Genomic DNA, 19,835 nt, shown 5'->3' on the forward strand with positions numbered 1-19,835 from the left:
CCTCCCGGTCCCGCGGCTGACGTCCTTCGTCGCCGCCCCGCAACCCCGGCAGCCCTGACGCACACCCCCCGACGTCAGGGCTGCCGGTCTGTCCGGGGACGGTACGGTCCGGGTACGGTCCGGGTACGGTCCGGCGGGCGACGGAATACCGGCTCCGCCCCGGCCCGTTGAACCTCCACATGACTTCCGCGCGCACTCTCGGCACCTCTGACCTCCAGGTCTTCCCCCTCGCCCTCGGCGGCAACGTTTTCGGCTGGACGGCGGACGAGGACCAGTCCTTCGCCGTCCTGGACGCGTACGTCGCGGCCGGCGGCAACTTCATCGACACCGCCGACGCGTACTCCGCCTGGGTCGAGGGCAACGAGGGCGGTGAGTCGGAGACCGTCATCGGCAAGTGGCTCGCCTCCCGCTCCAACCGGTCCGACATCGTCGTCGCCACCAAGGCCGGCGCCCACCCCGACCACCGGGGCCTTTCCGCCGGCACCGTCAAGGGCGCGGCCGAGGCATCGCTGCGCCGCCTCGGCACCGACCACATCGACCTCTACTACACGCACTTCGACGACGAGACCGTCCCGGTCGAGGAGATCATCACCGCCCTCGACCAGCTGGTGAAGGACGGCAAGGTGCGGCACATCGCCGCTTCCAACATCAGCCCCGAGCGCCTGCGGGCCTCCCTCGACTTCTCCGAGCGCGAGGGCCTCGCCCGGTACGTCGCGCTCCAGCCGCACTACAACCTGGTCTCCCGCGACACCTACGAGGGCGATCTCCAGGACACCGCGGCCCGCGCCGGCCTCGCCGCCGTCCCGTACTACGCGCTCGCCTCCGGCTTCCTCACCGGCAAGTACCGCCCCGGTACGGCCGTGGAGAGCGCCCGCTCCGCGAAGGCGGGCGGCTACCTGGAGTCGGAGCAGGGCCGCAGGGTGCTGGCCGCCCTGGACCGGGTCGCCGGGGAACGGGACGCCGAGATCGCCACGGTCGCCCTCGCCTGGCTCGCCGCACAGCCGACCGTCGCCGCCCCGATCGCCTCCGCCCGTACGGTCGAGCAGCTTCCCGCCCTCGTCGCGGTCGCCGACCTGCGGCTGACCGACGGCGAACTCGCCTTGCTCACCGAGGCGTCGGCCTGACGGAGCCGGACGCCGCCGCCGGGCGACGCCCCGGACGGAACCGCCGTTCGCGGAGGCCGAAGCCGTGGTGGTGACTGTGGCTCCGGCTCCGGCTCCGGCTACGTCGGCGGGCGGCGGTGGCTGGGGGGTGCGCTGCCGTACGGCTGGGGCGGCGGGTAGGCGGCGGGGCCGTATCCCGGTGTGTGCCCGTGCGCCTGCCCGTATCCGGGCGTCTGCCCGGGGCTGTGCCCGTACCCGTACCCGTTTCCGTTTCCGTTTCCGTTTCCGTACGGCGCCGGCATGGGGTGGCCGTGGTGGGTGCCCGGGCGGGCCGTCAGGAGGGCCGCGTGGGTGAGGGCCGGGGCCGCGAACTCCCGGCGCTGCCAGAGGTGGTGGAGCAACTCCCGCTCCCGCGCGCCGAAGTCCGGGCCCACCGCGCCGTGGCGGGCCCGGCGGCGCAGCCCCGCCAGGGAGGTCGCGAACGACTCGTACTCCGCGACCGCGCGGGCCGCCGCCCGGCCCCGTGTCCGGTCCGGCTGCCAGTGGCGGGCCAGGTCGCGGGCCATGCCCCGGGCCCGCATGGAGGAGAGCGCCGACGGCTCGGCGGGGGTGAGCCAGCCGGCCGCCGCATAGGCGGGCAGCTCGGCCGCGAGAGCCCGCAGCTCCCGCTGGCGCGACCAGATCGCCAGCCAGGTCACCAGGCCGAACGCCGGGACCATGACGATCCCGTACACCGCGTAGAAGCCGTACGGGCCGAAGGACGACGAACCGTTCCACAGGGCGTGCAGACCCATCGCCAGCAGCAGCCCGAGCAGCGGCAGGGCGATCCTGCGGACCCGGTGGCGGCGGGCGCTGACGGCCGCGAAGCCGAAGCCGAGGCCGGTGAGGACCGTGAAAAGGGGGTGCGCGAACGGCGACATCACGATCCGCACGAAGAACGTCCCGGCCGTCACCGAGGCGAACCCGGAGCTGCCCAGCTGCTGGTCCTCGCCGAAGGCGTTGCCCAGATAGAGGATGTTCTCGGTGAAGGCGAAGCCCGTCGCGGTGAAGCCGGCGACGACGACACCGTCCACCACCCCGCTGAACTCCCGTCTGCGGAACAGGAAGATCAGCAGCACGGCCGCCGCCTTCGCGCTCTCCTCGACCACGGGGGCGATCACCGTCGCCCCCAGGGTGTCGGCGCTCGCCGGGTCGGCCGTCGCGGTGGCTATCCAGCGCGTCGCGAACGAGTTGGCGATGATCGCGACGAGCGCGGCGGCGCACGCGCCCCAGGCGAAGGAGAAGATCAGATTCCGCCAGGGGCCCGGCTCGACCCGGTCCAGCCAGCGGAACGCCGCCATCAGCAGCGGGACCGGCAGCACGGCCAGACCGAGGCCGACGAGGAACCCCTCCGGGCCGGTCTGTTCGCGGACGAGGGCGAGGATCACCAGCCCGCACAGCACGAGCGCCACGATCACGGCCCCGGCGCGGAACACCTTGCTGCGCCACACCATGCCGACGCGGCGCGGCCGGTAGCGCGCTCGGCCGCGCTCCGGTGCGGCGCCCAGGACCTCGTCGAGCCGCCGCTCATGGAGGACCGGGACGGCGGGTCGCGCCTGCTGATGCTGCACGGAGGGGTCGGACACCTCTCGACCCTAACGAGGAGCACTGACACCCGGCGACGGCGCATCCGGCCAGGACGTGGCCGCACACGGTGTGTCAGACGCGGGCGAACAGCAGGTCGTGGACGACGTGACCCTTGTCCAGGCCCTGTCCCTCGAAGCGGGTGAGCGGCCGGAACGCGGGGCGCGGGGCGTATCCGCTGTCGGCCGCGGTGTTCGCGAAGCGGGGGTGTGCGGTGAGTACCTCCAGCATCTGCTCGGCGTACGGCTCCCAGTCGGTCGCGCAGTGGACGATGGCGCCGGGCTTCAGTACCGGGGCCACCAGGTCCAGGAACTCGGGCTGGATCAGGCGCCGCTTGTGGTGCCGGGCCTTGGGCCAGGGGTCGGGGAAGTAGACCCGCAGGCCGTCGAGCGACTCGGGGGCCAGCATCTCGCGCAGCAGGATCACCGCGTCGCCGTTGGCCACCCGTACGTTGGTCGAGCCGGCCATGTCCGCGAGGCCCAGCAGATTGCCCTGGCCGGGGGTGTGGACATCGACCGCGAGGATGCCGGTGCCCGGATCGTCGGCCGCCATCTGCGCGGTGGCCTCGCCCATGCCGAAGCCGATCTCCAGGACGACGGGCAGACCGTCGAACATCTCGGCCAGGTCCAGGACGCGCTGCCCGTCGATGTCCAGGCCCCACTTCGGCCACAGGCGCTCCAGGGCGTCCTGCTGGCCGGTCGTGACGCGGCTGCGGCGCGGCTGGAAGCTGCGGATCCGGCGCTCGTGGTGCGAACCGGCGGGGTCGGCGGCGGGGCCGCCGGGGAAGCGGGGCTCCTGGCGCAGCCGGCGCGCGCGCTCGAAGGAGGCGGCCCGCAGCGCGGCGGCTTCGTCGGCCGAGACGTCGGTCGCGGCGTCGGTGAGCGCGTCGGCCGCGGTGGAGCCGGCCGCGGTGGAGCCGGTCCGCGTGGGGGCGGTCGGAACGGTGCCGGCGGGCGCCGTGTGGGGCGCGTCGTCGTCGGGCGCTTCGGTGGGGGCGGGGTTCAAAGGCTGCTCAGACACAATGACCGGATTCTACGGCGGGCGGCTTCCACCCCGCCCCCTGAGCCCGGCGCAGCGCGAGCCGTGCCACCTCCCGGCCGATGGGCAGGCACGCCGTCGCGGCGGGCGACGGAGCGTTGAGCACATGCACGGTGTGCGGGGCCTCACGGATCAGGAAGTCGTCGACCAGCGTGCCGTCCTTCAGCACCGCCTGGGCGCGGACCCCGGCGGGTGACGGGAGCAGGTCGTCCTCGGTGACGGCGGGCAGCAGCCGCTGGACGGCCCGGGTGAAGGCGGACCGGGACAGCGAGCGGTGCACCTCGCCCGCCCCGTACCGCCAGTGTCTGCGGGCGATGTGCCAGGTGCCGGGCCAGCTCAGCGTGGACAGCAGTTCGGCGGGGCGGACCTGGGGCCAGGTGTATCCCTCACGGGCCAGGGCGGGGACCGCGTTCGGCCCGACGTGGACGGAGCCGTCGAAGCCCCGGGTGAGGTGGACGCCGAGGAAGGGGAACGCCGGGTCCGGCACCGGGTAGACCAGGCCGCGCACCAGCTCGGGGCGGGCCAGCGTGTAGTACTCGCCGCGGAACGGCACGATCCGCACCCCCGGGTCGTCCCCGGCGAGAGCGGCCACCCGGTCGCTGTGGAGGCCCGCGCAGTTGACCAGCACCCTGGCCCGGACCACCGTGCCGTCCGCTGTGCGCACCGCGACGCCCCAAGGGCGCCGGTCTATCGCGGTGACCTCCGCGCCGTACCGCACGATGGAGCCGGCGGCGGTGACCTCGGCGGCGAAGCGCCGGGCGACGGCCGTGAAGTCGCAGACGCCCGTCGTGCCGACCCGGATCGCCGCGAGGCCCCGGACCTCCGGCTCGTACTCCGCGATCTGGGCGGGGCCCAGCTCCCGCACGGGCAGTCCGTGCTCGCGGCCGCGCTGCACCAGGCCGTGCAGCCGGGGCAGCTCGGAGCGCTCGGTGGCGACGATCAGCTTGCCGGTGGTGGCGTGGGCGATGGAGTGCTCGGCGCAGAAGTCCGCCAGCTCGGCGGAGCCGCGCAGCGCGTACCGGGCCTTGAGGGAACCGGGGCGGTAGTAGATGCCGCTGTGGACCACGCCGCTGTTGCGGCCGGTCTGGTGGCGAGCCGGGCCGCGCTCCTTCTCCAGGACCGTCACTCTGGTGCCCGGCGCGGACCGTAGAAGCGCGTACGCGGTCGACAGACCGACGATCCCGCCGCCGATCACCAGCACATCGCAGTCGTACGCCGCGTGCGTCATCATCACGCCACCTCCCACCCCGATAGTGCACTGACCCACTGACAACCGGCTCAAACCCCAGCCGGGCAGGGCGTGGCGCACACTCTGCCCGGCGGGTCCCCGGAGCGGGTCCCGCCGGGCGGCCTCCGTCGTCCGGTTCGGCCCGGTTCAGCCCAGTTCAGTCCTGCTCATCGCGGCTCTGCGCTGGTCACCCCGGTTCAGCCCGGCTCTGCGCTGTTCAGCCCGTTCAGCCCGGCTCTGCGCTGGTCACCCCGGGGTGACCAGCAGCGGGCGGGCCCGTTCCCGCAGCTCGGCGACGCGGGGCTCGTCCCCGTACGGCTCCAGGCGGTGGAGCAGATCGCGCACATACTCCGTGGTACGGGCCGAGGAGATCCGGCCGGCGACCTCCACCGCCCGGGTGCCCGCCGCGCAGGCCGCGTCCAGATTGCCCGACTCCAGCTCGGCGACGGCGGAGACCACGAGCCGCAGGCCGTGGCTGCGGACGAACTCCTCGGTCGGCCGGGACAGCGCCTGCTCGGTGAAGCGCCGCACCTGCCGGGGCGCCTTCAGGTCGCGGTAGCACTCGGCGGCGTCGGCGGCGAACCGGTCGTAGCCGTAGAAGCCGAGCCAGGGCGGATCGGAGTCGCCCGCCCGGGACCGCTCCAGCCAGCTCTCCGCGCCCTTGAGCGCGGCCCCCGCGGCCGCCGCGTCGCCGGCCTTCGCGTGGGCGCGGGCCTCCACCAGCCGGAAGAAGCTCATGGTCCGGGCGGTGGCGAGGCCGCGGTTGCGCTCGACGGCGGCCTGGGCGAGGTCGACCCCCTCGTCGGCGAAGCCCCGGTAGGTCGCCTGGAGGGACATCGAGGCGAGCACATAGCCGCCGAGCGGGACGTCCGCGGCGGCCCGGGCCAGGCGCAGGGCCTGGATGTAGTAGCGCTGGGCGGCCTCTTGCTGGCCGGTGTCGAAGGCCATCCAGCCGGCCAGCCGGGTCAGCTCGGCGGACGCGCCGAACAGGGCCCGTCCGACCTCGTCGGTGTACGAGCCGAGGAGCAGCGGTGCGGCGTCGACGCGTAAACACTCGGGAACCATGGAGGAGCGCCAGTCGCCCCCGCCGTACTTGGAGTCCCAGCGCCGGGCGTCCTGCGCCGCCTCGCGCAGCTTCGACACATCGCTGTGCCCGACCCGCAGCGGTGAGGCGTCCGCCACGGACTCCGGGCCGGGCTGGAGCGGGACGGAGCCCGCCGCGCCGGGCGCGGAGCCGCCGGTGTGGAGGATGTGTGCGCCCCGGGCGTCAGGCGCGGCTCCCGGCCCGCGGGCGCCGGCCCCGCCGGGGCTCCCCGGTCCGCCGCCGCGCGCCCCGAGAACGGCGGCCTGCGCCGCCGTCGGGTCCCGGGCCACCGACGGATCGGCGGGGGTTATCAGCCAGCGCGAGGCGGGCGTCGCGTAGGCGCTCACGGAGAACGATCCCGCCAGGGACTGCCAGATCCCGCCGCCGCCCCGCCGCCCGGCCAGATCCAGCCGGTACAGCTCGGTCGCCGACCGGACCGCCTCACCCACGTCCCGGGGGAAGGCCAGGCCGACCTCCGGGGCCGGGTCCGCGTCGGCGAGACCGATCTCGTGCAGCGGGACCGGCCGGCCGAGCTTGGCCCCGATCGCCGCGGCGATGAGATGCGGCGCCGCGCCCTGCGGCACCATTCCCTTGGCGACCCACCGGGCCACCGAGGTCTTGTCGTAGCGAAGTGTCAGACCGCGCTGTGCTCCGAGGTCGTTGACCCGCCGGGCGAGCCCGGCGTTACTGATTCCCGCGAGGGCGAGAACCGTGCCGAGCTTCTCGTTCGGCCCGCGTTGCTCCCTGGACATGCGCCACCCCTCGACACACAGACAGCCGCCGCGTCACCGAGGACGGCGCGCGGCATTCGTACCGATGCCTCCCCAGGTTCGAACCTCCGTACTCCGCCTGCACACGCATGTGGCTGAGCCCCGAGGAATATGCCCCCCTGCTGAGAACATCCAGTAAACACAGCGTAGTTCTCCCTATCCCTACCGTTAAGGGGCAGACGTCCGGATGGCGGGATTGTTGTCCGTGCGGGCGGTCCGGGCCGCCCGGGCGGCGGCGCCCGGGCCGGGGTGCGGCGTGCCCCCGGCGTGTGGCCGTGCGCCCGGCCGTGCGCTCTGGCCCGGCGATCGCCGGAACGCTTGTCTGGGACCTGCGTGGGTCGGCCTGCTGCACTGGACTCAGTGGGCTGGGGGAAACCGCCGCTCCATTCCCCGCGGGCGGTGGACCGGTCCGGGAGGTGAGGCCCACCTCCCGGACTGTGCGTGGAAGGGTCCGCCAGGGGGCGCGGCACGACATGCGCGCAGGGTGGCGCTTCGAGAGAATGGCCGAATAGCGACGGTCCGGTGAGGGTCTGGCCAACGGTCCGACTATGGCCGGATATCGGCGCTGTTTCCGGGCGGCGCCGGCCCCTCCCCTTCCGTGGGGGCGGGCCGGGGCGGCGCGGAGACCGGACGGCCCCGCCTCCGCAACTCCCGGAACCCGCAATTCCGTTGCTGTCGTCGCGGTGAAGACCGCGCCGGGCCTTTGCCAGGGGCGCATGCTCTTCCGGTGTGCGCCGCCCGTACACCCTCCCCTGCGGCATTGTCGTGGCAGCATGTCCCGCAGCGGCGTTTCGCTCGTCAAGTGCGCCGTTTGTCCACAGCCTGTGGAGGCGGCGATGCGTTGGTTGGTGGGATGGAGCAGTATCGCCGCGAGCTTCGGCACCGTCGGCGCCGTCGGAAACGGCGGAGAGGGGCGCACGGTTCACCCCGTGGGCTCCCAACTCCTGTGGGGAGACCCGGATCCGCTATGGGCGGTCGGCGACTGGCGGCCCGACGAGATCCGCGTCATCGGCCTCGCGACCCCCGAAGGGGCGCCCACCGCCCGCCTCGCGGTCCTCGGCTGCTGCGGCGCCACCGACGAGCAGCTGCGCGTCGGGCTGCTCGCCGCACGCGGCGGCGCGATGCGCCATCTCACCGCCTGGCCCGGCAGTTACACCGCCGTCGTGCAGATCGGCCGCCGCGTCACCGTCGCGGGTGACCTGGCCGGAGCCCGGCCCGTCTTCCACACCCCCTGGGCCAACGGCACCGCCTTCGCCACCGCCGCCCTGCCGCTCGCCGACCTCATCGAGGCCCAGCTCGACATCGGGCACCTCGCCGCCCTGCTCGCCTGCCCGGAGACCCCCGAGGCCCTCGGCGACGGCACGCCCTACGTGGGCGTGAAGCGGGTCCCGCCGGGCCACGCGCTCATCCTGCGGGAGGGCTCGCGGGAGATCACCGGATACGAGGCCGTCGCCTCGCTCGCGGTCGCCGCACCCCAGGCCGACCCGGTGCACGCCGTGGAGGGCGTACGGGACGCGCTCGTCGAAGCCGTACGCGCCCGGCTCACGGCCCCGCGCCACGCTCCGGAATCCCAGCCGCCGGACCCGGGGCCCGTCCCCGGCATGGGCCCCGCCGACCGGCGCGCGGCCCGGGGCGGACCCGTGGCGGGCATCGGCGCCGACCTCTCCGGAGGCAGCGCCTCCGCCACCCTCGCCCTGCTCGCCTCCGGACTGCCCGGGCTCCCCGGCACCCTCCTCGGCCACGGCACCGGCGCGGGGGAGCGGCTGCTCGCCGTCACCTTCAACGACCTCACCACCCGCGGCGACGAGGACGAGCTGGAGCGGGCCCGCGCCATCGCCGCCAACCCACGCCTGCACCACGTGGTCGTCGCGGCGGGCGAAGAGGCCCTGCCCTACGCCTCGTTGGAGGTCGGCGCGCTCACCGACGAGCCGGCCCCCTCGCTCGTCCTCGCCGAACGACACCGCCGCCGGCTCTCCGCGGGCAGCGCCGACCACCTCGTCGGGCACGGGGCCCGACAGGTCCTGGACGCCCACCCGGCCCGCCTCGCCGACCTCCTGATGGACCGGCGCAGACGCCATCTGCTGCGCCCCGTCGCCGCCCTCACCAAGGCCGAAGGCCCCACGGCACACTCCCTGTTCGTCCCGCTGACCGTCTACCGCGCCGCCCGCCGCCTGGCCCGTACGTCGTACCGCACCGGCCTGGAGTCCGCCGCCGGCCTCCTCCCCGACGCCAACCGTCACGCCCCCGACCTCGCCACCCCCGCCGACGCCTCGCTCGCCGCCCTCGCCTGGTCGCGACCGGGGCCGGCGGCGCGCTGGCTGACCGGGGAGGCGCTGGCCGAAGTATCGGTTCGTCTCCAGGAGGCGGCGATCCGGCCCGCCTCCGTGCAGCGCCCGGGGGAGGCCCGCGCCCGCGCCGCCCTCGCCCGGGGGGCCGCAGACCACCGGATCCTGGAACAGGCGGCGGAGATCCGCAGCCAGCGGCTGCACGCCCCGTTCCTCGACAACCAGGTCGTGCGGGCGGCCCGCGCCCTGCCCGAGTCGCTGCGCGTCCAGCCCGGCGCCCGGGCCGCGATCCTGCGCCGGGTGCTCGGCGGGGCGGGTATCCACGATCTGCCGCCGGGCTGGGGCACGCCCTCCCAGGCCACCTCCACCGCCGTCACCCGCACCGGCCTGCGCATCGCGTTGCCGGAGCTGATGGCCCTCTTCGACGCCCCGCTGCTGGCCGACGCGGGCCTGGTCGAGGCCAGGGTGGTTCGCAAGGCCCTACGAGCCGCCTCCGAGGGCGAGCCGCTGCCCCTGGACGGCCTGGCGGACCTGGCCTCCACCGAACTGTGGCTGCGCCGTCTGGTGACCCGACGCGGCACCTGCTGGACGGGCACCGCCGCTCCGCGCCAGCGCGCGGTCGCGGGCGGAGTGGCCCCCGCCCGGCGCACGCTCCAGCCCTGACCGGAACAGGCTCCAGTCCTGGCCGAAAAGCGATTGCCGAAGAGTGATTGCCGAAGAGTGATTGCCGGGAGGCGATTGCCGGGAGGCGGCACCGGGAAGCCCGGCCGGGGCGTGCGTACGGCTCAGGCGCAGCTGATCCGGGACTCCGCCCAGTCGGCCAGAGCCACCCCGCCGAACGGCGTCTCCGGCTCCACCACGAGGCGGATCGAGGACTGGCCGGCGATGCTCACGCTCACCGGAACGGCCGGATCGCCGCCCTCCATCACCGGGGAGCGCCACAGCCGGGCCCCGTCCCCGCCGAACACGGAGAAGCGCACCGCGCCGAGCCCCATGGTCAGATCGTCCACGCCGACCATGGCCTCGTAGCGCGTGCAGGGCCGGTTCAGCTGGATGGTCACCGAGGAGCGGGCGTGCACGGTCACCCCGTGCGCGTAACGGGTGGAGGCGATGGACACGTTGGAACGCTGCCAGATCCAACTGCTCTGCCCCATCACGACCTCCGGCTCGCTCCGGTCGCCGAAGACGGAGTACGCAAGCTCGCTGACCTGGTACACCTCCGGGGCGGGCGGGGGCGGCGTGGGTTTCGGCGGCTTCGGCGGTTTCGGCGCCGGCTTCGGGGACGGAGGCGGGCTCGGCGCCGGGGGCGTGGGTTTCGGCGGCGGCTCGGGGGAGGGCGTGGGGCTCGGCGTCGGCTTCGGGGGCGGCTCGGACGGGGCCGGGGGTGCGGGCGGGGCCGGGGGTGCGGGCGGCGCGGGGGCGGCCGGCGGCTTCGGCTTCGGGGGCGGCGGCGGGGGAGGCGGCGTGGGCACGGCGGGTGCCACGACCGGCGGCTTCGCGACCGGCTTGGGCTCCGGCTTCGGCCGGTCGTCGCCGACGAGCGCCCACACCAGACCGGCCGCGGCGGCCACCGCCACGGCGGCGGCGATCCCCGCCTTGGCGGGTGCGCCGAGCCCCTCGGTGGCCGCGGCGCCCCCGGCGGCCCCACCGGCGGAACCGGACCCGGTGGCCGCCGCGGCGGCTCCCGCTCCGGCGGCCCCGGCAGCGCCGCCGGCCACGATGCCCGCGGCCTTGAGCGCATACCCGGCGGCGAACCATCCGATGACCGCGACGGGCAGCAGCGCCGGAATCCCGGCGTTCACGTGGTCCAGCTCGCCCGCGGCCACCCGGCACCTGGCGCAGGTGTCGAGGTGCTTGCGCAGTCCGCGCTCGGCCCGGGTCCGCAGGCCGCCCCGGGCGTGGGCGCCCAGCCGGTCGGCGTACTGCGCGCACTCCCCGCCGGTGGTGAGCGCCTGGCTGACGTGGGCCTGGAGGTAGGCCTGCTTGAGCCCTTCGCGGGCCCGGCTCGCCAGGACGGCGGTGGCGTTGGCGGTGAGGCCGAACAGCGGGGCGATCTCGCTCGGCGACTCCTCCTCCACGGTGGTGTGCCACAGGACCGCCTGCCAGCGCTCCGGGAGGCTCCGGAACGCCTGCATGGCCATCGTCTGCTCGGCCTCGTGCATCGCGAGGACGTCGGCGCCGAGGTCGAGGGTGTCGTCGTCGGAGAGCTCGGAGGAACGGGACGCCTGGGCGGCGAACACCGCGAAGTCGTCGACCAGATGCTCACGCTTCGCGCTCTTCGTCCAGGCGGCGGCGACATGGCGGACGGCGGTCATCAGATAGGCCCGGACCGCTTCCGTCGGCCCTTTTCCGCCCCGTACGGCCTGGAGCGTGCGGGCGAACACCTCGGCCGTCAGGTCGTCGGCGGTGTGCGCGTCCCGGCAGCAGCTGCGGGCGTAGCGCAGGACGGCGGCCGCGTGCCGCCGGAACAGCTCCTCGTAGGCCTGGTCGTCGCCGCCGCGCATGTTCTCGATCAACCGGGCGTCGGACAGCCCGACTTCGGGGGCTCCACCGCGGCCCGCGCGCTGTTGCGGAACGGCGTGGGCGGCGGCCGCGCCGGAGGCGTCCTCCTCGGCGACGGCGGGCCACGGTCCGGGCAGTACGGTGCCGCCCTCAACCGCCTCAACCGCCTCGTCCGACGAGCCGCCGCGCACGGCCTGGGCCGGCACCTGGCCGACGGACAGCCCGTCCGCTTTCGTGTCCCTTTCGGCCGCTGCGATCTCACCGAGCGGCTCTTCCTGCTGCTCGTTACCGCTCATCGCGGAAGCCCCCGTATGCACCCTCGGACTCGAATACCGGCCAAGACTGCCACATGGCTCAATCGCGCTGGCCTCTCAGCCCCGCCAACCACTCATCCGAGGTGTTTTCTCGCATGCGAGTACTAGAGGCCCTGCTTTCGGGGAATGATTCTCCGCTGATTCGTCCCCCGAATCCGCTCAGCGGCCACCCTCACCGGCCGCGCGCCCGCCCTCACCGCCCGCCCGTGCCCGTCCGCCTCGCCCGGCATGCGGGCGGAGCGGACGGAACAGTCGAGCGGGACGACCGTGACTCGGGACGACCGTGACTCGGGACGACCGATGCGGAACGCGTGGGGCCGCGGGCGGGCGGCCGGACGTCACGCCGGGCGCGACCTCAGACCCTCCAGCAGGATGTCCAGCAACCGGGCCGAAGCCGCGGCCTGCTGAGCGGCGTCCGGCAGCGAAGGAGCCGCCGTGGCGATGACCAGCAGCACATCGGCCACCGTCACGTCCCGGCGCAGCTCACCGGATTCCCGCGCCCGGTCGACCAGCCGCCCCACGACCTCCAGCAGCTCGACCGCGCCGGTGTCCTCACCGAGCCCGTCGAACCCGTCGGCGCCCCCGGAGCGCCGGCCGACGACGCGGAACTCGTCCTGGCCCACTCCCTGCCGCTGCTGCGGAACGCGGGTCTCGTCCACCGCGCCCGGAGCCGACGTCGCCCCGGAAGCCGCCGGCACGCCCGGCTCCTCCCCGTCGACCCCGACCCGCAGCACGTGCGGCGGCAGCAGCCTGCCCGCGCCCGACGCCACGGACGTACGCAGAAAGCGGGAGAGCGCCGACCAGGGCTTCTCCTCCTGCCCCAGCGCCGTACGCGCCTGCTCGGTCAGCCGGGAGGTCTCCTCCTCGGCTATCCGGCGCACCAGCACGTCCTTGCTCGGGAACCGCCGGTAGACGGTGCCCACGCCGACGCGCGCGCGACGCGCCACGTCCTCCATCGGAGCGCCGTAACCCAGCTCCCCGAACACCTCGCGAGCCGCCCGCAGCACATGCTCCAGATTCCGCTGCGCGTCGACGCGCAGCGGAGCCGAGCGCGGCGTGCCCGCGGTTGCCGCGGTCCCCGCGGCTCCGACCGTCGCCGTTCCCGACGTCGTCGCCCCGCTCGGGGCGTGTCCCGCAGCGGTCGAACCCATCGCCGAGGCACTCACCGCCGCCGCGGAACGAACGGCGTCCGCCGAGCTCATGACGCCGAGCGCGCCCACGGAGCCGAGGCGTCCTTGGCCCTCGGACGCGCGAGAGAGCGCAGTCTGGCCATGCTTATCCTGAATATGCATAACTTCCCCCGGTTATGACGTCTCCCCCCGGAGACTTCCCGCCGTTTTCGGCCGGGGAGCGGAGCACAACGAAATCCGCACCCGACACCCCGACGGGTTACGAACATAGTTGAGCCTGCGTCAATTCAGAAGGGGGTAGTTCCGCATGGAGCGCCCCCCGATCGGACCAAGATCCGATCCACACCGGAACATCGCCCCTCCACTCACCCCGTGCGCCCTGCCTGACCTGCGCGGCTGTCGCCCCTCACCGACCACGCGCCCCCAGTGCCGTCGAGGAACCTCCGGTCACACAATTTGCCGGGCCTGTGGACAAACCACTGACTCCGTTGCGTCATGGGGTGGTGATGGCTCCAGATTCCCCGGGGACGACCCCCGGCACCCGGCCAGGTGTGCGCATTCTCGTCGTCGGCGGTGGCTACGTCGGGATGTACACAGCGCTGCGTCTCCAACGGAAGTTGAAGCAGAGACTGAGGAGCGGCGAGGCCGAGATCGTGGTCGTCACGCCGGAGCCGTACATGACGTACCAGCCCTTCCTCCCCGAAGCGGCCGCCGGCTCGATCTCGCCGCGCCATGTGGTCGTGCCGCTGCGCCGCGTCCTGAAGGACTGCACGATCGTCATCGGCGAGGCCCAGCGCGTCGACCACGCCAAACGGACCGCGACCGTCACCACCCTCGCCACCGGTGAGGACGGCACCGGAGCGCTGGAGATCGGGTACGACGAGATCGTCATCGCCCCCGGGTCCGTCTCGCGCACCCTGCCCGTCCCCGGCCTGGCCGCATTCGGCATCGGTTTCAAGACCGTCGAGGAGGCCATCGGGCTGCGCAACCACGTCATCGAGCAGATGGACATCGCCTCCGCGACCCGGGACCCCGCGATCCGCGACGCCGCTCTCACCTTCGTCTTCGTCGGCGGCGGCTACGCGGGCGTGGAGGCGCTGGCCGAACTGGAGGACATGGCCCGCTACACGGCGCGGTACTACCACAACATCAAGCCGGCCGACCTGAGGTGGATCCTGGTCGAGGCCTCGGGGCGGATCCTCCCCGAGGTCGGCGAGACCATGGGTACGTACGCGATCGGGGAGCTGCGCGGCCGGAACATCGACGTACGCCTCGAAACCCGCCTCGAAACCTGCGAGGACCGCGTCGCCGTCCTCAGCGACGGCTCCCGCTTCCCCACCCGCACCCTCGTGTGGACCGCGGGGGTCAAACCGGCCCCGCTGCTGGCCGCCACCGACCTGCCCCTCACCGAACGCGGCCGGCTCCGCTGCACCGCCACCCTCGGCGTCGAGGACATGCCGCACGCCTGGGCAGCCGGCGACGCCGCGGCCGTACCCGACCTGACCGCGTCCGAACCGGGGCGCGAGACCGCCCCCAACGCCCAGCACGCGGTGCGCCAGGCGAAGGTCCTCGCCGACAACGTCCTCGCCTCGATCGACGGCCGGCCGCTCGAGGAGTACCGGCACGCGTACGTCGGATCGGTCGCCTCCCTCGGCCTGCACAAGGGCGTCGCCCACGTCTACGGCCGCAAGTTCAAGGGCTACCCCGCCTGGCTGATGCACCGTGCGTACCACCTCAGCCGGGTCCCGACGTTCAACCGGAAGGCGCGCGTCCTTGCCGAATGGACCCTGTCCGGGCTCTTCAAACGCGAGATCGTCTCCCTCGGTTCGCTGGAGCACCCCCGCGCCGAGTTCGAGCTCGCGGCGGGCGGTGGCTCCGGCACCCCGGGACTCCCGGGCCCCGGCCGCCGGGAGGGGCCCGGAGAACCGGACGACCGCCAGGCGGACGAACCCCGGACGGGCAGCTGACGGGCAGCCGGCAGGACGGCCCCCGCGCTGCCCCGCCGGGGCAGCCGACGAAGGCTCCGGCCGCACCTCCGGCCGCACCTCCGGCCGCACCTCCGGCCGCACCTCCGGCCGCGGCCGGCACCGGACCGACCGAGGGTCGGAACGGCGATGGGGCAACGACTGTCAGTACGGTCGGTCACACTGGACGTGTGACCATAGGTGGGCCCACACCTGCACAGAGTGACCCGGTCGGCAGTGACCAACAGTGACCAGCAGCGACGCACCACCAGAACGGCGAGGCCCGGCTGCGCCTGCCCGGGGGTACGGCCCCCGGTGCCCGTGAACACGGCAGAAGAAGCAGCCCGCCCGAGCGGACCAGACCGACACACGAGGCCAGAAATACCGTGAACTTCACGCGTTGGAGCGCCCGCCTTCCCGGAACGCAGCGCCGAGCCGCCGCACGGGACGACCGTAGTTCCGTGCCGGCGGCCCGAGCCGAGTACGCCCGGGCGGACGGCTCGCCCGCCCCGCCGGACGACGCCTCCCCGGCGCCTTCCGGCCCCGCCTCGACGGAGGCCCTCCCCGGGCCCGCCCTCGACGACCTCTCCGCCCGCGAGATCCTCGGCCGGCTGCCCGCCCCCGTCGCCCTGCTGCACGGCCCGGATCACCGCATCGCCTACGTCAACGACGCGTACGAGGCCGCGTTCGGCACCCGCCCGTGCGGCGTTCCCGCGGCCGAGGCCATGCCCGAGCTCGCCCAGCTCAGCGTGGTTCCGCTGCTCGACCAGGTCCTGCGCAGCGGCACCGCCCGTACGGTCAAGTCCCGCAGGACCGCCGAGGGCGGTTCGTACACGGTGACCTGCACCCCCGTCGCCGCCTGGGGCAACGCGGAGGACGAGGGAGGCAGGGGAAGCAAGGAAGACAAGGCAGAGAAAGCAGAGAAAGCAGACAAGGCAGAGAAGGGGGAGAAGGGAGGCGACAAGCGCGACGGCCGGACCGACGGCAAGGGAGCGGGCGGCGTCCTCGTGTACGCCGCTGACGTCACCGACCACGCCGAAGCCGCCGAACGCCTGCGCACCAGCGAGCGCCGCCACCGCGAAACGGCCGTCACCCTCCAGCGCTCCCTGCTCCCGCAGGAGCTGGAACAGCCCGACGACCTCCGCATCGCCGCCACCTACCAGCCCGGCGGAACCGACGCCGCGGTGGGCGGCGACTGGTACGACGTCATCACCCTCGGCGCGGGCCGCACCGCCCTGGTCATCGGCGACGTGATGGGCCGAGGGGTGAGGGCCGCAGCCGTGATGGGCCAGCTCCGCACCGCCGTCCGCGCCTACGCCCGGCTCGATCTCCCGCCGCACGAGGTGATCCAGCTGCTGGACGGCCTCGCCGCGGAGATCGACGCCAGCCAGATCGCGACCTGCGTCTACGCCGTCCACGATCCGAACGAGGGGCAGCTCGTCTACGCCTCCGCCGGACACCTCCCGATCCTCGTCCGCGACGAGAACGGCACCGTCCACCGGGCCGCCGACCCCACCGGCCCCCCGCTCGGCACCGGCGGCTGGGTCCACACCTCCGGCACCATCGCGCTGCCGCCCGGTTCCACCGCGGTCCTCTATACGGACGGCCTGGTCGAACGGCGCAGCGAGGACATCGACGAGGGCGTCGCCTCACTGGCCCGCGCCCTCTCCGGCGCCAAGGGATCACCGCAGGTGGTCTGCGACCGGCTGATCCGCTCCCTCGGCGTGACCGCCGAGCACGACGACGACGTGGCGGTCCTGGTGGTCCAGCACCCCGCCCGTACGGGAGCGAACGCGGAGCTGTTCCACAACGCCGCGCTCGATCTCCTCGGCGGCGTCGAGGCCGCCCCGCGCGCCCGCGCCTTCGCCACCGGGGTCCTGACCTCCTGGCGCTTCCCCGTCGAGCTCCGTGACCTGGGCGTCCTCGCCACCAGCGAACTGGTCGCGAACTCCCTCCAGCACGGCACCCCGCCGATGCGCCTGGGACTGCGCCGTACGGACCGCCGACTGATCATCGAGGTCACCGACGGCGACGACCACCTGCCGCGCCGCCGCCAGGCCGAACCCGCGGACGAGGCGGGGCGCGGCATCTCGATCATCGCCTCGATCGCCACCTCGTGGGGCAGTCGGCGAACGCCGGGCGGCGGCAAGGCGGTCTGGTGCGAGTTCGCCCTGCCGCGGTGAGCGGATCGCTCCTTCAGCGACCGGCGGGCGCGGACACCGGGGCGGAAGCCGAGGGCGACCCGGATCCGGTGGTAGCAGACCCGGTGGTCCCGGGCCCGGTGCCGGCGGATCCGGTGCCGGCGGATCCACTGGTCGCGCTCTCCGCACCGGTTCCGCCCTCGGACAGTGACACCGCCACCACCCGCGACGGGACGCCTGCGAGCGACGGCTGGTCCTGTACGGGGGTGAGCCGGCGCCCCAGCCGCAGGGCGAGCCAGGTGATGCCCAGCGAGAACAGCACGAACGTCACGATGTACGGGCCGTGCAGCGACGCCCCCATCGGCCCGCCGACGGCCGGACCGACCGCGAGCGCGAGCTGCTTGCACAGGGCGAACGCCGAGTTGTACTGCCCGACCATCGACTCCGGCGCCAGATCGGCGACCAGCGGGGCGACGGTCGGCGAGAGCATCGCCTCACCCAGCCCGAACAGCGCGTACGTCGAGATGAACGCGGCCGTCGCCATGGTCTGGCTGCCGTGGCCCAGCCCCGCGTACCCCGCCACGATCCAGGCGAACGCCCAGATCAGGCCGACCGCGGCGATGACCCGGCTGCGCCGCCGCCGCTCCACCAGCCGCAGTACGACGAACTGCGCCACGACGATGACGGCGGTGTTGGCGGCCAGGGCGAAACCGAGGGTGGACGGCTCGATCCCGGCGGCCTCCGTGCCGTACGCGGCCAGGCCGGACTCGAACTGCCCGTAGCAGGCGAAGAACAGGACGAACCCCAGTACACACAGCTGCACCATGGCCCGGTGCGAGAGCAGCGCCCGCAGCCCGCCCTTCGCCGCGGACCCGTCCGCCGGACGGGTCCCGCCGAGCGAGGCCGGACGGGGCATCCGCACGGTCGTCACCACGACGCCGAGCACCACGAACATCACGGCCTCGATCAGGAACAGCATCGTGAAGCTCGCCGGACGGTCCACGTCCACCAGCTGTCCGCCGACGAGCCCGCCGAGGCCGAGCCCCAGGTTCTGCAGGAAGAACTGCGTGGCGAAGGCCCGCGTACGGGTCGCGGTGCTGGAGCACCACACGAGCATCGTGGCGAGGGCCGGCTGCATGACGGCGGTGCCCGCGCCCAGGACAGCGGCGGACAGCACGGCTGCCGGAACACTGCTCGCGAACCCGAGCGCCGCCGCGCCCACGGAGGCCAGAACGGAGGCCACCGCCAGCACGGGCAACGGGCCCCGCCGGTCGATGGCACGCCCGGTGAACGGCAGAACGGCCAGCGCTGCCATCGCGAAGGCTGCCAGGACGACCCCCGCCGTCCCGGCGCCCAGATCCCGCACCTGCGCCACGTAGACGTACAGATACGGGACGGTGAACCCGAGCCCGAACGCGCTCAGCGCGCTGCCCAGCTGGATCCGCCGCAGCGCTGCGCCCATCTCCCTGGTCACACTCACCTACCTCAAGAACTCGAAGGCCTCGATCGCGGAGCGTCGAGACCTGGCACGAAGAAATCAGACTCGAAGACTTTAGCACTAAACTTAGAAGGTGAAAACTACAGAGTGAAGGACTTCAGGGGGTGGGGGCGTGCCATACTGCCCGCCATGTCTGAGAGCACCGAGGAGCCCGGCCCCAGCGAGCCGAGCCTCGACGAACAGATCGCCGCCTACCAGCGCGAGTTCCGCGACCTCGACCCGCAGGTCGAACAGGTCGTCTCCGCACTGGGCCGACTGAACCGCCGGATGAACGTCGCGTACGGGAGACAGGTCGCCGCGCTCGGCATCAGCAACGCAGAGTGGGAGGTCCTCAAGACCCTGGTCCTGGCAGGCGCTCCCTACCGTCTGGGCCCCGGCGAACTGGCGAAGCGCCTAGGCCTCACCCCGGCCGCCATGACGCATCGCATCGACCGGATGGCCGGTGAGGGTCTGGTCACCCGCGACCGCGACGAGAACAACCGGGTCCGCGTCATCGTCGAGCTGACCGACGAAGGCCGTACGAAGTGGCTCGAGGCGATGCGCATGGCGAGCGACTTCGAGGAGGACCTCCTCCAGGACCTCTCCGGCGATGAGCGCGGTGTCCTCGGCGAGCTGCTGGTCCGCCTGCTGCGCCGGGTGGAACACGCGCAGCCGGACGCCGGCGGCCGGCTCACCGACCTGGACTGAACGGCCGGGACGACAGCCAGGAATGAAGCTCTGCGGAGGCCGCCGGGGGAGGGTTGACACACCCCTGGTGGATCCGTAAAGTTCTCCGAGTTGTCACGGAGCCCGAGGTTCCGGGGCAGCCGATCCCGCCGCAAACGCGGCAACCAAACTTCAGCACGATCTCCCACTCGGGATGATTTCGGCATGCCGGAATTCATGACGAAGGCCCAATTATGAGCCGCCGGGAGAATCCGCTAGAGTTTGATCGTCGGAACGGCCCAACAGCCGGGAAGACAAACCCCGCTGACTGGGAATCAGGCCCGAAAGGATCTGATAGAGTCGGACTCGCCGGAAAGGGAGAACGCGAAAGCGGAGGACCTGGAAAGCGAGATGTGAGACCCGCTTCGACCGGGAATCGGACACGAAAGAGTCTGATAGAGTCGGAAACGCAAGACAGCAGGACAGCAAGACAAAGAAGTAAACGAAGGG

The 19,835-nt window shown here is 73.5% G+C and carries 12 protein-coding genes; 5 read left to right on the plus strand and 7 right to left on the minus strand.

Annotated features, from left to right (window positions below; genetic code table 11):
* The first annotated feature begins 179 nt into the window (after positions 1-179).
* Positions 180-1,124, plus strand: a complete 945-nt coding sequence (locus AB0F29_RS27010) for an aldo/keto reductase (protein ID WP_361876859.1) — start codon at positions 180-182, stop codon at positions 1,122-1,124.
* Between the two features lie 98 nt (positions 1,125-1,222).
* Here AB0F29_RS27010 and AB0F29_RS27015 read toward each other — a convergent pair whose 3' ends face one another.
* The 4 genes from AB0F29_RS27015 to AB0F29_RS27030 all read right to left on the minus strand — a co-directional run bounded on the left by AB0F29_RS27015 (position 1,223) and on the right by AB0F29_RS27030 (position 6,828).
* On the minus strand, positions 1,223-2,728 hold the full coding sequence (locus tag AB0F29_RS27015) for a PrsW family intramembrane metalloprotease (protein WP_361876862.1): 1,506 nt from the start codon (positions 2,726-2,728) through the stop codon (positions 1,223-1,225).
* A gap of 73 nt (positions 2,729-2,801) precedes the next feature.
* Positions 2,802-3,746 (minus strand): tRNA (guanosine(46)-N7)-methyltransferase TrmB, encoded by a 945-nt coding sequence (gene trmB, locus AB0F29_RS27020; protein ID WP_361876865.1) that lies wholly within the window; start codon positions 3,744-3,746, stop codon positions 2,802-2,804.
* The gene (gene lhgO, locus AB0F29_RS27025; protein ID WP_361876868.1) at positions 3,739-4,995 is read right to left on the minus strand and encodes an L-2-hydroxyglutarate oxidase; all 1,257 of its coding nucleotides are present in this window, start codon (positions 4,993-4,995) and stop codon (positions 3,739-3,741) included. The genes trmB and lhgO overlap by 8 nt, the downstream gene beginning before the upstream one ends.
* Before the next feature lie 243 nt (positions 4,996-5,238).
* Entirely contained in the window at positions 5,239-6,828 is a 1,590-nt protein-coding gene (locus tag AB0F29_RS27030) for a sporulation protein (protein ID WP_361876871.1), read from the minus strand.
* An 854-nt stretch (positions 6,829-7,682) separates the two neighbouring features.
* Between AB0F29_RS27030 and AB0F29_RS27035 the strand changes: the two genes are divergently transcribed.
* Positions 7,683-9,794 (plus strand): asparagine synthase-related protein, encoded by a 2,112-nt coding sequence (locus AB0F29_RS27035; RefSeq protein WP_361876873.1) that lies wholly within the window; start codon positions 7,683-7,685, stop codon positions 9,792-9,794.
* A 122-nt stretch (positions 9,795-9,916) separates the two neighbouring features.
* On the opposite strand, the gene AB0F29_RS27040 is transcribed toward AB0F29_RS27035, so the two are convergent.
* Together AB0F29_RS27040 and AB0F29_RS27045 are read right to left on the minus strand one after the other, a co-directional pair.
* Entirely contained in the window at positions 9,917-11,929 is a 2,013-nt protein-coding gene (locus tag AB0F29_RS27040) for a sigma-70 family RNA polymerase sigma factor (protein WP_361876876.1), read from the minus strand.
* A 356-nt stretch (positions 11,930-12,285) separates the two neighbouring features.
* Positions 12,286-13,167, minus strand: a complete 882-nt coding sequence (locus AB0F29_RS27045; RefSeq protein ID WP_361876879.1) for a helix-turn-helix domain-containing protein — start codon at positions 13,165-13,167, stop codon at positions 12,286-12,288.
* Between the two features lie 416 nt (positions 13,168-13,583).
* Between AB0F29_RS27045 and AB0F29_RS27050 the strand changes: the two genes are divergently transcribed.
* On the plus strand, positions 13,584-15,044 hold the full coding sequence (locus AB0F29_RS27050) for an NAD(P)/FAD-dependent oxidoreductase (protein WP_361876883.1): 1,461 nt from the start codon (positions 13,584-13,586) through the stop codon (positions 15,042-15,044).
* A 383-nt stretch (positions 15,045-15,427) separates the two neighbouring features.
* Positions 15,428-17,224, plus strand: a complete 1,797-nt coding sequence (locus AB0F29_RS27055) for an ATP-binding SpoIIE family protein phosphatase (RefSeq protein WP_361876886.1) — start codon at positions 15,428-15,430, stop codon at positions 17,222-17,224.
* A 13-nt stretch (positions 17,225-17,237) separates the two neighbouring features.
* On the opposite strand, the gene AB0F29_RS27060 is transcribed toward AB0F29_RS27055, so the two are convergent.
* The gene (locus AB0F29_RS27060; RefSeq protein ID WP_361876913.1) at positions 17,238-18,644 is read right to left on the minus strand and encodes an MFS transporter; all 1,407 of its coding nucleotides are present in this window, start codon (positions 18,642-18,644) and stop codon (positions 17,238-17,240) included.
* 165 nt (positions 18,645-18,809) lie between these two features.
* On the opposite strand from AB0F29_RS27060, the gene AB0F29_RS27065 reads away from it, so the two are divergent.
* Positions 18,810-19,367 (plus strand): MarR family transcriptional regulator, encoded by a 558-nt coding sequence (locus AB0F29_RS27065; RefSeq protein ID WP_007456156.1) that lies wholly within the window; start codon positions 18,810-18,812, stop codon positions 19,365-19,367.
* Positions 19,368-19,835: the final 468 nt, after the last annotated feature.

This window comes from Streptomyces sp. NPDC026589 (genome assembly GCF_040638385.1).
Lineage (GTDB): Bacteria > Actinomycetota > Actinomycetes > Streptomycetales > Streptomycetaceae > Streptomyces.